10 protein-coding genes are annotated in these 13099 nt (G+C 58.3%); 7 read left to right on the forward strand and 3 right to left on the reverse strand.

What is annotated here, in order from left to right:
- Positions 1-8: 8 nt before the first annotated feature.
- Positions 9-764 carry an SDR family NAD(P)-dependent oxidoreductase gene (locus ACL2XQ_RS01455; RefSeq protein ID WP_413731419.1) on the reverse strand — a complete coding sequence of 252 codons (756 nt, stop codon included), beginning with the start codon at positions 762-764 and terminating at the stop codon, positions 9-11.
- Positions 765-898: 134 nt separating this feature from the next.
- Here ACL2XQ_RS01455 and ACL2XQ_RS01460 point away from each other — a divergent pair, with 134 nt between their 5' ends.
- The 5 genes from ACL2XQ_RS01460 (at position 899) to ACL2XQ_RS01480 (ending at position 5612) form a co-directional block, all read left to right on the forward strand.
- A complete protein-coding gene (locus tag ACL2XQ_RS01460; RefSeq protein ID WP_413739979.1) occupies positions 899-1783 on the forward strand; it encodes an AraC family transcriptional regulator in 885 nt (294 codons plus the stop codon).
- 138 nt (positions 1784-1921) lie between these two features.
- The gene (locus ACL2XQ_RS01465) at positions 1922-2407 is read left to right on the forward strand and encodes an Hsp20 family protein (RefSeq protein WP_410012431.1); all 486 of its coding nucleotides are present in this window, start codon (positions 1922-1924) and stop codon (positions 2405-2407) included.
- Positions 2408-2631: 224 nt separating this feature from the next.
- A complete protein-coding gene (locus tag ACL2XQ_RS01470; RefSeq protein ID WP_410012430.1) occupies positions 2632-2964 on the forward strand; it encodes a FlxA-like family protein in 333 nt (110 codons plus the stop codon).
- A 274-nt stretch (positions 2965-3238) separates the two neighbouring features.
- Positions 3239-4129, forward strand: a complete 891-nt coding sequence (locus tag ACL2XQ_RS01475; protein WP_410012429.1) for an aldo/keto reductase — start codon at positions 3239-3241, stop codon at positions 4127-4129.
- 805 nt (positions 4130-4934) lie between these two features.
- Positions 4935-5612 (forward strand): dihydrofolate reductase family protein, encoded by a 678-nt coding sequence (locus ACL2XQ_RS01480; protein WP_413739980.1) that lies wholly within the window; start codon positions 4935-4937, stop codon positions 5610-5612.
- A gap of 58 nt (positions 5613-5670) precedes the next feature.
- On the opposite strand, the gene ACL2XQ_RS01485 is transcribed toward ACL2XQ_RS01480, so the two are convergent.
- Positions 5671-7122, reverse strand: coding sequence for an amidohydrolase family protein (locus tag ACL2XQ_RS01485; RefSeq protein ID WP_413721965.1), 1452 nt, complete (start codon positions 7120-7122; stop codon positions 5671-5673).
- A 935-nt stretch (positions 7123-8057) separates the two neighbouring features.
- Here ACL2XQ_RS01485 and ACL2XQ_RS01490 point away from each other — a divergent pair.
- Positions 8058-9257: a serine hydrolase domain-containing protein gene (locus tag ACL2XQ_RS01490; RefSeq protein WP_413739981.1), complete on the forward strand. Its 1200-nt coding sequence runs from the start codon at positions 8058-8060 to the stop codon at positions 9255-9257.
- Between the two features lie 136 nt (positions 9258-9393).
- The gene (locus tag ACL2XQ_RS01495) at positions 9394-11019 is read left to right on the forward strand and encodes an alpha,alpha-phosphotrehalase (RefSeq protein WP_413739982.1); all 1626 of its coding nucleotides are present in this window, start codon (positions 9394-9396) and stop codon (positions 11017-11019) included.
- On the opposite strand, the gene ACL2XQ_RS01500 is transcribed toward ACL2XQ_RS01495, so the two are convergent.
- Positions 11009-13069: a TIM-barrel domain-containing protein gene (locus tag ACL2XQ_RS01500; protein WP_413739983.1), complete on the reverse strand. Its 2061-nt coding sequence runs from the start codon at positions 13067-13069 to the stop codon at positions 11009-11011. The genes ACL2XQ_RS01495 and ACL2XQ_RS01500 overlap by 11 nt on opposite strands.
- Between the last annotated feature and the right edge of the window lie 30 nt (positions 13070-13099).

The raw sequence follows: 13099 nt of genomic DNA on the forward strand, positions 1-13099 counted from the left end.
TATCCGCCTCAGATGCCTTGGCCGCCGGAGACCTCGATACGCTGGGCGTTAATCCAGCGGTTGTCTTCCGACAGCAGGCTGGCGATCATCGGTCCGATATCGTCGGGCAGGCCGGCGCGGCCGAGTGCGGTCATCGCGGCGAAAATCCTGTTGATCTCCGGATTATCCCGCACCGCGCCGCCGCCGAAGTCGGTTTCGATGGCGCCCGGCGCCACTGTATTGACCGCAATCCCGCGGCTGCCCAGTTCCTTCGCCAGGTAGAGGCTTAACACCTCAACCGCCCCCTTTACCGCGGCATAAGCGGCGTAGCCGGGATACGCTACCCGGGTCAGGCCCGAGGACAGGTTCACGATGCGTCCGCCGTCCGCCATGTGCGGCAGCAGCGCCTGGGTCAGGAAAAACACGCCTTTGAAATGGACGTTGACCAGGCTGTCGAACTGCGCCTCGGTCGTTTGTCCGATAGGTGCGTAATCACCATGGCCGGCATTATTGACCAGATGATCAAAGCTGTCGCGCCGCCAGGTTTCGCTCAGCGCCGCCTTCACCGCCGCGGCAAACGGCGCGAAGCCCGCGATATTGCCGGTATCGAGGGGCAGGGCGACCGCCTTGCGCCCCATGGCGTTGATGTCGGCGACGACGGATCGGGCGTCTTCGCCGCGGCTGCGGTAGGTGATGATCACATCCCCGCCGCGGCGGGCGATGGCTAAGGCGCTGCTGCGGCCGAGTCCGCGGCTGGCGCCGGTAACGATGGCGATTTTAGTCATGGGGCACTCCTCTTGATTGGGATGTCCATCATAAGCGGTCCGCCGTGCCTTCATCGTTGCCGAAACCTCGACGTTCTTTGCCTATTCCTCCAAACTGATTTGCCTGCCGGCCGGCGATCGGCTAGCATCTGCGCATGAATGATACCCTGCTTACTGCCGTGCGACGGTATGTCGAGGCTTACGCCGATCCCGCCGGACTTGCCCACACTCCCATCGCCGGGCTGACCACCATCCGCGCGACCGCGCCCAGCGGACTGGTTTACGATATCTCCCGTCCGCTGGTGTGCCTGGTGCTGCAGGGAAGCAAGCAGGTGGCGATGGGAACCCGCGCGTTCTCGTTTCGCGCCGGCGACTCGCTGCTGATCACGGCGGATGTGCCGACGGTAAGTCAGGTTACCGGCGCGAGCAGCGACGCGCCCTACCTTTCGCTGGTGCTGGACCTGGATCTGTCGGTGATAGCGGAGCTGACGGTGGAAATGCAGGCGGACCCGGCAGCCGCCGGGATCCCGGTGCATGCCCAGCCGACCGACGCCGAGGTCGCCGACGCCGCGCTGCGCCTGATGCGCCTGCTGGACCACCCGGCGGCGGTGCCGGTGCTGCATGCGCAGCTGGTGCGCGAACTGCATTATTGGCTCCTGGCCGGCCGGCATGGCGCGGCCATTCGCCGCCTGGGCTGGCCGGACGGCCATTTCCGGCGCGTGGCGCGCGCCGTCGCCATCCTGCGCACCGGGTTCGCCCAGCCGCTGCGGGTCGATAGCCTGGCGCAGGCGGCCGGCATGAGCCCGTCATCATTCCATCATCACTTTCGCGCCGTCACTTCGCTTTCGCCGCTGCAGTTCCAAAAGCAGCTGCGCCTGATCGAGGCGCGCCGGTTATTGCGCGCGGAAGGTATGACGGCGGGCAGCGCCGCGTTTGCGGTGGGCTACGAAAGCGTATCGCAGTTTACGCGGGAATATAGCCGGATGTTCGGCCTGCCGCCGGGTAAGGACACACAGGCGGAAAGACGCGGGGCCCAGTGATTTAATTTGTGATCAATATCACAAAATTTCCCCTTGAAAGCCGTGGTGGCGCCCTTATTTAACTAGCGAAGGCAACAGATGATATTGCCTTCAGGTTTGAGCTTTTGAATGTGCAACTGATATTCAGGAGGTTTAACCATGGCACGCACAACATTATCCGTATTCCCAAGCTTTAACGATGCTATTTTCAGCGATCGGTTCGATCGCATCGACCGGCTGTTCAGCCAACTCACCGGCGACACGCCGCTGTCCACGACGCCGTCTTATGATATACGCCGGCATGGCGACGACCGCTATGATTTAACCCTCAGCGTTCCCGGCTGGAAGGAAGACGAGCTGGACATCAGCGCCCAGGGCGGCACGCTGGTCATCAGCGGTAAACGCAAAGAAGAAAACACCGCTGAAGAACAAGACGGCTGGGTGCATCGCGGCATCAGCCGGACTGATTTCTCCCTGAGCTACCGGCTGCCGGAACATGTCAAGGTTGAAGGCGCCAATCTGGAAAATGGCCTGTTAACGGTGAATTTGCTGCAGGAAATACCGGAAACGGAAAAACCGCGAAAAATAGCGATTGGACAGCGCAACCAGGATGCGCCGAAAGCGCTGGAGCATGATGTGGCGTAACGGTGTTGTCCGCCCGGCCCTGAACCCCGGCTTTGACCGGGGTTCAGACTATTTGCCGCCGCTATGGGGCAAACAGCGTAAAGCGTAGCGCCCCCGTGCGCCGCTTTGCCTTTGTCATCGGGCTTTTTTTACGGTTTCTTTGCGCTTTCTTTGCAATGTGCGCGCTGAAGACGCCCGCAGGGTTGCCGATAACCTACCGGGTGCATAGAAAAAGGAGCCCTACCTTGTCCAATACCATCACATCCTCGGCGTCGGCCACATCGTCCGGGGGCGGCAGCGACGTCGCCGCGCAAATCAAGAATCTTACCCAGCAAATCACCAAATTGACCAAGCAACTGAAAACCGTCTCCCAGTCCAGCCTGACTGCCGACCTGAAACAGGAGCAGCAACAGCTTATCGAGGCGCAAATCAAAATGCTGGAAGCGCAAATTGCTCAACTGCGCCAGCAGCAGGCCGAAAAATCCGCCGGCACGCAAAAAACCGCCGCGACCGACGAGATTAAAGCCGATGGCGTCAATCGCGCCGCCGACGCCGATAAGGTCGACGTGTACATCTAAAGCCGCCGTCCGGCCGCCGGGGCGGGCCCGCTTACCACTCCGGCCTGTCCTGCACTATACTTTACCCTGGTTTGCCGGCCGGGGGGTGTTCCGTTCGGCAATAAAAAACCAATTGGTTCAAAAAATCTTGCTAAGCCCAATGTGTCGCTATAAATTGAACCAATCGGTTCTAAATAGCCACGACGCTGTCGCCTTCGATTTTCATCACCATCCTGTCAGCGCCATAGCGGCACTTAGCGATATTCCAGACACCAACTCCATAAGGGGACCCATTATGAGCACGATTAACGCAGCGGCTTCAGGACAATTTACGCTAGGCGATATTACCATCAACCGGTTGGGTTTTGGCGCCATGCGCATCACCGGCAACGGCATCTGGGGCGAGCCGGAAGATCGGCAGGCCGCGCTGGATACCCTGCGGCGCCTGCCGGAGCTGGGTGTTAACTTTATCGATACCGCCGACAGTTACGGCCCGGACGTCAGCGAAAACCTGATTCGGGAAGCGCTGTATCCCTATGACGGGTTGCTTATCGCCACCAAGGGCGGCTTAACGCGTCACGGCCCGAATATCTGGCAGCCGGTGGGGCGTCCTGAATATCTGCGTCAGGCGGTTTTGATGAGCCTGCGCAAACTCAAGGTGGAGCAAATCGGGTTATGGCAATTGCACCGGGTGGACGCCAAGGTTCCCGAGGATGAACAGTTCGACGCCATTGCCCAGATGCAAAAAGAAGGGTTGATCCGCCACGTCGGGCTGAGCGAAGTCAACGTGCAGCAAATCAAAAACGCCCAGCGCTTTTTCCCGGTGGTCTCGGTGCAAAATATGTTTAATCTGGTGTCGCGCGGCCACGAAGCCGTGCTGGATTATTGTACTGACAACAATATCGGCTTTATCCCCTGGTTCCCGCTGGCCTCGGGCGAGCTGGCCAATCCCGGATCGATACTTGACACCCTGGCGAAGGAAAAAGGCTTTACTCCCGGGCAGATCGCGCTGGCATGGATATTAAAACGCAGCCCGGTCATGTTGCCCATCCCCGGCACCAGTAAGGTAAAACATCTGGAGGAAAACCTGGCGGCGACCCAGGTGCGCCTGACCGACGAGGAGTTTCGCCTGCTTGATGAGCTGGGCCGTAAAGCGCAGCCTTCCCGGGTGCCGGGCAGCAACTGATCCTTCAGGCTGAGGGAAAACCGGCTATCGTCATGATCCTGCGCCCGTCGCGGCGCAGGTTCCTGTCCCGCGCGCGGATTGCACGCTAAGAAATAAGCGGTCCTTATGTGATGCCGGGTTGATGTTATTAATTACAGTGTTGACATGACGATGGAAAGGGGTAGATTGATTATTAACGCAGGCGAAGGCAGTTTTGAAATACTTAATTAAGCCTGTGTTCCAGAAGATGATGCGATAAAGGCAGCGAAGTGGTAAAAATAGTCGTGATTTAAGGTTTGAGTTTGCCAAACGGCGGACGTCACGATGGTAAATAAGGCCACGTAATAAAGCTTTATCATCGCACAATGGGGTCTTAAATGTTAGCGCGATACAGTAAAGCCTTGTAGTTGAAGTGAATATTCGTGATTGTGGGTTTGTAGCCAAATGATTGAGAATATCGCGGAGAAAGTAAGGTCTTGTAACAAAAGTATATATCGCGATGGGTGATGTGCTGTGTTAGTCGGTTGGCGTCTGGACTGATTAACCAATATAAGTGTCGGGAAGCTTTTATTCAGTAATATACCGGAGGATAGCTCGTTATAAATACTTAATGTTCCCGTATGAAAATGTACATCGTTAATGTGGTTTGTGTTAAAAAATTGAAGTATTGAATGTTAAATTTTAAATTCGTAGCACCCTGAAAGCCCTGACCTCACCGTCAGGGCTTTTTTCATGTTTTGCCGCCGCGCTGGCGGAGTATTGTCATAATATCCCCAGCCATGATCTACAATTACCTCAGGTTATGACTCCACCGGAGATGTCCATTATGAAACCTTATATCGTATGCCACATGATGTCGGCAGTGGACGGGCGCAGCCTGACGGATGGCTGGAACCTTGACTACGCCTCGGACTTGTATGAATCCACCGCCGCCACCTTTAAGGCCGATGGCTGGATTTGCGGCCGCGTGACCATGCAGGAAATATCCCACGGCACCGATTATCCCAAGAGGCTGGCGAGCACGCCGCTGCCCCGTACCCATTATTTCGCCAGGCGCGATGCCGAACAGTACGCCATATCCATCGATCCGCGGGGTCTGGTGGCCTGGAAAAGCAATACCGCCCTTAACTCACATGTGATTGAAGTGGTGACAAAACAGGTCCCGGACGATTTTCTGGCCTACCTGCGCTCCATTGAGGTGTCCTATGTGTTTGGCGGCGAACTGGAAATTGATTTGGCGGCGGTGGTGACGCTGCTGGCGGCCGAACTGGGCGTGACCAGGCTGATTGTCGAAGGCGGAGCCCATGTCAGCGGCGCTTTTGTCAACACGGGCCTGGTGGATGAGGTCAGCGTGCTAATCCTGCCGTTGGTAGACGGACGTCCCGGGCGTCCCTCGTCGTTTGAAATTGCCCGCGAGGCCTGGAAAACGCCGAACTACCTGAAGCTCGCATCGGTGGAAAAAACCGATCACGATGGCGTTTGGCTGCGCTATACCAAAATTTAGCCCGGCCGGTAAACGGCCCAATCCACCCATTTACCGGCGGCGCAAAGACGGCCCGGTGCTATTTAGGCAAAATATCTTTATAGATATGGCCGTCTTTCATGATGATCACGAAATTCTTCCCCGGATCCTCGATAAGCTTGATATTTTCCAGCGGGTCGCCGTCCACCAGCAGCAGATCCGCCAGCGATCCTTCCTCCACCGTGCCGAGCCGGCCGGGATAGGGATTGATAAAACCGGATAATCCCATGAGCTCGCCGTTGTCGCCGGTGGCCATTTTCAGCGTTTCCGCCGGGGTAAACCAGCGTACCAGCTTGGCCAGCTGCGCGCCCTGGCGGCTGGCCACCCGCTGGTCGAACAGCGCGTCGGTGCCGAAAGCCGTCTTGATATGGTATTTACCGGCAAGCCGGTAGGCGTTGCCGGTGCCGGCAAACACCTGCTGGGCTTTTTGCCGGGATAGCTCCGTTGGCAGCGGCGAGGCATCCTCATCGTCGAGCAGCGGCTGGATGCTCAGCCAGATACCTTTGTCCGCCAGTAATTTGGCGGTGTCCTCGTCCATCAACTGGCCATGCTCGATGTTTTTAACCCCGGCGTCCACCGCCTGGCGTATTGCCGCCGGGGTGTAGGCGTGCACCGTGACATAGGTGCCCCAGTTGGCCGCGGCCTCCACCGCCGCGCGAATTTCCGGCACGGTGTATTGTACCGATTCGAGGGGATTGTACTGCGAGGCCACGCCACCGCCGGCCATCAGCTTGATTTGGCTGGCGCCCTGCCTTAATTGTTCCCTGGCCCGCAGGCGGACTTCGTCGGGGCTGTCGGCGATGGCTGCAATGCCCGTGCGTTCAGAAAAGCTTAAGGGGCCGCCAGGCTGGCGGGGCAGCTCGAACATAAAGCGGAAGTCGCCATGGCCGGAGGTTTGCGAGATAAACGCGCCGGAGGGATAAATGCGCGGGCCTGTAATCAACCCTTCGTCGATGGCGCGCTTGAGGCCGAATACCGGACCGCCGAGGTCGCGCACCGTGGTAAAACCGCGCATCAAGGTGGCGCCGGCCTCGTGCGCCGCGCGCATCTGCAGATAGTCCGGACTGGCGGTCATCAGCATCATCTGCGGGGTTGCCGCCATAAACGCATGCCAGTGCGCGTCGATAAGCCCCGGCATCAGCACGCGCCCATTGCCGGCGATCACCTGGGCATGGTCGCCGTTGTCCACGGCGATGGGGTCGGCGGAGATGCGCGCAATGACGCCGTTCTTGACCAGAACGTTGGCCGGACCGGACAGGGCGGTGCTTTTACCGTCAAAGATGCGGACATCCTGGAATAAGGTCACCTCGTGATTGACCGGCGGCGGCGGGGCTTCTCCGGGAATGGCGAAATCGCCTTCATCCGCCAGGGCGACAGACGAAAATAAACAGAGTATTCCCACCAGGAGCAGCCAGGGATATTTAAAGGTTTTGCCGTAACCTGGTGAAACAGCGCCGGGCCAGATGGACTGACTGTTATTTATTAAGCTCATAGTTATCGATCCTTAAGGATATTCTTGCGGGAACACGCCGCCGGCGGGTTAATAAAAACGCCATTACTCAATAAACTATGTCACGTCGCTGTATTCTGGTCGTCAATCATTTGCCGTATTTGAGATCGGGTGCGCATTAAAAATGGCGGCTTATTTTCCGTTATTAGATAGGTGAATAAATAATATTATTAAGTATGAACTTTGAGGGCCGCAAAAGAGTGTGTTAATACTTAACGTTGTTTTTTATTCCACCGGCATAACCATGATTGCCGCTGAATAAAAGCCATGTCCGCCGCGCCGCGCCGGCTTTTTGCCACCCTGGATATATAAGGCGCCGGCATGCAATGACCTGGGATAGTCGTGGGTTAACCCGTTGATTATACTAGGCGGAGGATAAGGTTATACTGATGACATTAAATCATGAGATATTTTTATCTTATTTGGGATACCTTTCCGGCGGATTTAACAGGCCTGCTGATTTATTCGCCGGGCGGCGGCCAGGGCAAAAGTCGCGACCGGACAGATTTTTTTAACCATCGCCTTTCACTGCCGCGCTGGTTGCGGCCTGGCCGGACCGCGGGATAAACAGCCGGCGTAAACCATTCAGGTCTATTTGGCGCAAATTCTGAAGGACCTTCTTAATTTTTCGTCTGCTTCTGCGCATTTTATTATTATGAAGGGAATTATTGCATTTAGTGACCTTTCCCCGTGCCGTATTATTCCCCGCCGGCGGCGCCCCGGGCCGCGCATAGCGCAATTACCGCCCTCACATTAATAAGCGCGCCAGGCGCTGAAAGAATGTCCGGACAGCTATTGCCACCGGAGCGGGCGGGTGGGACAATCGGCGCCCGCCGGCCAGGACGGTAAGCGCGGGCACGTATGAGACAAAATTATTTTTGGAAACAATGATAAAAAATTTAATTAAAATAGGATTAATGTTTTCGGGCACATTTGTCCTCTCCGCCTGCGCCACCCTGTCAAGCATGCCCATTGATAATTCGGCCGTCGAGGGCCTGCGCCTTGCCGGCCATGGCGATTTGCGCGCCCAGGTGGACAGCCTGGCGCTGCCCATGATCGCCGCCGGGCAAACGCCCGGCCTGGTGGTCGGCGTGCTGCGGCCCGACGGCGCCATGGCCACCTTTGGTTATGGCGTTACCGATAAGCGCGGGGGATACCCCGTCCGGGGCGATACGCTCTTTGCCGTCGGATCGGTGAGCAAGGGATTCCTTGCCGAGGTGACGGTCATTCTGGTTAATAAGGGCCTCTTGCGCTGGGATGAGACGCTGGAGACGCTATTACCGTCGACCGTGCCGCTCAGCCCGGACGCGCGCAATATTACCCTGCTGCAATTAGTCACCCATACTTCCGGCCTGCCAAGGCAAATGTTTTCCCTAGAGATATTAACTTCTTTCGTTCATTATTTATTTACCGGCGAGAATTTCTACTCTTCGCTGGATAATGACCGGCTGATGGATGCGCTGGCCGGTTTTCATCGTCCCGCCCGCCTGGAACCGCGCTATTCCAACCTGGGCTATGCCTTGCTGGATTATATCCTGCAGCGCCGCGGCGGAAAAAAAGTCACAGAGCTGCTGGCGGAAAATATTACCGGGCCGCTGGGCCTGGAGCATACCGGCTACGACGCCGGCTCATTGCCTGGTTATGCGCGCCGGGCCATCGGCCACGCGGGCGATCAACCCAAGTTTATCCGCCGCGGGCAGGCGGTGCCCGACTGGCATTTTTCATCGTATATGGTGGGCGCCGCCGGGCTGTACACCAATGCCGACGACCTGCTGCTGTATGCGCGCGCACATCTGCGCCCCACCGGTTATCCCGCCTTGGACGCGGCGCTGCGGGACTCCCTTAGCGTACGTTATAGCCGTACGCGGGAAGCCGCGGCGCTGGGCTGGATCGTCGATGATCTCGGCGCGCAGAAAATTACCTACCAGGTCGGTTTTATCGGCGGCTATTCCAGCTATATCGGGCTGGACACGCGGCATAACATCGCGGTGGTGGTGCTGCAAAACAGCTTTAACTGGACCAATAATATCGGCCATCGGCTGCTGCAGCGCATGGGCGAGGCGGAGGATGAAAAGGCCCGCGCGTCGCAAACGCGGGCCACGCCCCCGGCCCATTGACGCCAAAAACGGCGCCATGGCCGGCGCTGGCGACTTTCGCCGGCTTGGCATATACCTAACAGTATCGTGCTTAAACCAGCATCGCGTCGGCGCAGCCGGGAAGGAGGAGCATCCCGGCGGATATTAAGGGTCTTTTATGAATCATGAGCATAAATGGTGGCATCGTTCCGTAGTCTATCAAATTTATCCCCGCAGTTTTTATGACGCCGACGGCGACGGTATCGGCGATCTGGCGGGCATTATCCGCAAACTGGATTACCTGGCGCTGCTGGGCGTGGGCGTCCTGTGGTTATGCCCGGTATACGCGTCGCCCAACGATGACAACGGCTATGACATTGCCGATTATTACCGCATCATGGACGAGTTCGGCACCATGGACGATATGGATCGGCTGATCGCCGAAGCCGGCAGGCGCGGCATGAAGATCATGATGGACGTGGTGGCTAACCATACCAGCGACGAGCACCGCTGGTTTTGCGAGGCGCGTACATCGCCGGATAATCCTTATCATGATTATTATATCTGGACCAAGCAACCCAACGATCTCATGTCGGTATTTGGCGGCAGCGCCTGGCAATATGAACCACGGCTCGATGAATATTACCTGCATCTGTTCTCGCGCAAACAGCCGGACCTGAACTGGGCTAATCCCCAGGTGCGCCGGGAAATCGTCGATGTGCTGACCTTCTGGCTGGAAAAAGGCGTGGGCGGCTTTCGCTTCGATGTCATCGATTTGATCGGCAAAATCCCTGAACAGCGCATCATCGCCAACGGTCCCCGGTTGCATGACTACGTGCTGGAACTCAATGAAGACGGCTTCGGTCAGTATGACGATATCCTGACCGTCGGCGAAGCCTGGGGAGCCACCCCGCAGACCGGGGTGCGCTGGAGCGATCCCGAGAGCCGGCAACTGAGCATGATCTTCCAGTTTGGCCACCTGACGCTGGATCAGGCCCGGGTCGGTGGCGAAAAATGGGATATCATCCCCTATGACCTGCGCGAGCTGAAAACCGTGTTAAGCCGCTGGCAGACCGAACTGTACGGCCGCGGCTGGAACAGCCTGTTCTGGAACAACCATGACCTGCCGCGGGCGGTGTCGCGGTTTGGCGATGACGGCCGGTATCGGGTTGAAAGCGCCAAAATGCTGGCCACGGTGTTGCACGGCATGGCGGGCACGCCCTATATCTACCAGGGCGAGGAGATCGGCATGACCAACGTGCGTTTTACCGATATCGCCGATTACCGCGATATTGAAACCCTGAACATGTACCGCGACCGCCTGGCGGCCGGGTACCGGCCCCAGGGCCTAATGGCGGCGATCTACGCCAAGAGCCGCGATAACGCCCGCACCCCCATGCAATGGGATACCAGCGAGCATGCCGGTTTCAGCGCCGGCACGCCGTGGATAAAGGTAAACCCCAACTATTGGGACATCAACGCCTTGTCGGCGGTGGAGGATAAGGATTCGGTATTCCATTATTACCGGCGGCTGGTGGCTCTGCGCAAGACGGCGGACTGGCTGGTCTACGGCAGTTATGAACTGCTGTTGCCCGACCACGGCCAGCTGTTTGCCTATTGCCGGCGGTATGAACGCGAGGAATATCTGGTGTTCGGCAATTTCAGCGGCCTTACGCTTACCATCGACCCGGCGGAACTGCGCCTTGGCGCGCGATCGGTCCCGCTGCTCAATAACTATCCCGACCCGACCCTGGGGGAAAACGGCGTTATCCGCCCGTGGGAAACGGCCATTATCAAGCTGTAGCGCCCGCGTCCGCGTCGATATCCGCCTTGTTCCTGACAAACACCGGAATGGTGTCGATAGGGGTCGCCACCTCGATCCAGGCGCCGCCGGGGTGGGTCCGGCCGGTGAAAAAATCCCGCCAGCGCATACCCTGGGGCAGCGGCGGCAGATAGACGCGCCGGGATGCCATCCCCGCCTCGAGCACTGGCGCCACCAGGATATCCGGCCCGAACAGATACTGATCCTCGATTGACCAGCAGGGCTCATCCTGCGGAAAATCGTAAAACAGCGGGCGCATCACCGGCGTGCCTTTGTCATGGGCCGCCACCATCTGGCGCTGGATATAGGGTCGCAGGCGCTCGCGGATATGCAGCCAGCGCGACAGAATGCGGTAATTCCGTTCGCCGAAGCTCCACAGCTCGTTTGCCGAGCCGCTGTTGCACTGTTCGACGCCGTCGCGGAACTTTTCCGGCGGATCGATTTGCGGCTCGCGACAGCCGTGCAGGCGCATGACCGGGCAGAACACGCCCCACTGGAACCAGCGCACCAGCAGTTCCAGAAAGCCGGGGTCGCGGATGTCCCCGCCCTGGAAACCGCCGATATCCGTCGTCCACCAGGGGATGCCCGCCAGCCCCATATTCAATCCGGCGACCACCTGGAAACGCAGCGCAGTGAACGAGGAATGCACGTCTCCCGACCAGGCGAGCGCGTCGAAGCGCTGGCTGCCGGCCCAGGCGCAGCGCACCAGGTTGACGATGCCGGTTTGCCCCTCCCGGCGCTGTCCGTCATACAGGCATTGGGTGAAGTTCTGCGGATAGACATTGCCGACTTCAAGCGCAGTGCCCATGGCATAACGATAATTATCGAAGTGGTAGGTGCGGTATTCCGGCTCCGCCATATCCAGCCAGAACAGGCGAATGCCGATATCGTAGTAGTTTTTTTTGATTTTTTTCCAGACATACGCGCGCGCCTTGGGGTTGGTGGGATCAAAAAACGTGGTGCTGCCGCGCGAGTCGAGATTGATGGGCACCCCGCGGTCGGTGCGCACCAGCAGTCCCTTGGTTTCCATATCGGCAAAACTGTCGGCCCGGCTGTCGACGGTCGGCCAGATGGAGACCATGAGCTCAATGCCCATGGCGCGCAGCTCGTCCACCATGCCCTTGGGGTCCGGCCAGTCGCGTTGATCAAAACACCAGGTGCCCTGGATGGGCCAATGGAAGGAGTCGATCACCAGCACCGATAGCGGCAGCCCGCGCCGCCGGTACTCCCGCGCCACCGCCAGTACTTCCTCCTGGGTACGGTAGCGCAGCTTCGATTGCCAAAAGCCGGTGGCGAATTCCGGCATCACCGAGACCGTGCCGGTGGCCCGGGCATAGTTTTCCTCGATGGCGGCCGGGCTGTCGCCGGCGGTAATCCAGTAATCCAGCCGGTCGGTGACCCGCGCGCGCCAGACCGTCTGGTTGGCGGCGAAATGGACTTCGCCCACCGCCGGATTGTTCCATAAAAAACCGTAGCCGAGGCTTGAAAGCATAAAGGGCACGCTGGACTGCGAATTGCGCTGGGCCAGCTCCAGCAGGCAGCCTTTGAGATCCAGCATGCCCTGCTGATATTGCCCCATGCCGTAGATTTTCTCGCCGCGCCGCGCTTCAAAAAACTGCGTCAGCTGATATTTGCCGCCGGGAATGGGATTGAACTCCCGCGCCTCGATTTCCAGCGGGCTGATATATTTGTCCTTATCGGTCTCGCCCGGTTCTATGCCGTCGGTGGTGCGCTGGCGCCACTGTTCGGCCAGCAGCAGCTCGCCGCGCTGGTTGTAGAACGCCAGCCGGCCGCGCTTATCGATTTCCGCCCTGATCTTGCCGTTAACCAGGGTCACCCGCCCATCGGTATGCGTGATGACCGGCCTGGATTTTTTTTTCACCGGCAGCAGCGCCCAATCCTGCTGCATATCCAGTTTGGCATAGTAGCTGACCCTGACCCGCAGGCTGTCTTCGCCCCAGGCCTCCATGATTAACTGCTGGCCGCTGGCGCGCCAGTACACCTTATTATTTCTGATGGCAAAGTTAGACATGCGCTACCCCGGTGACATCCATCCCCTGTT

Source organism: Sodalis sp. RH14, from assembly GCF_047324285.1.
Taxonomy (GTDB): Bacteria; Pseudomonadota; Gammaproteobacteria; order Enterobacterales; family Enterobacteriaceae; genus Acerihabitans.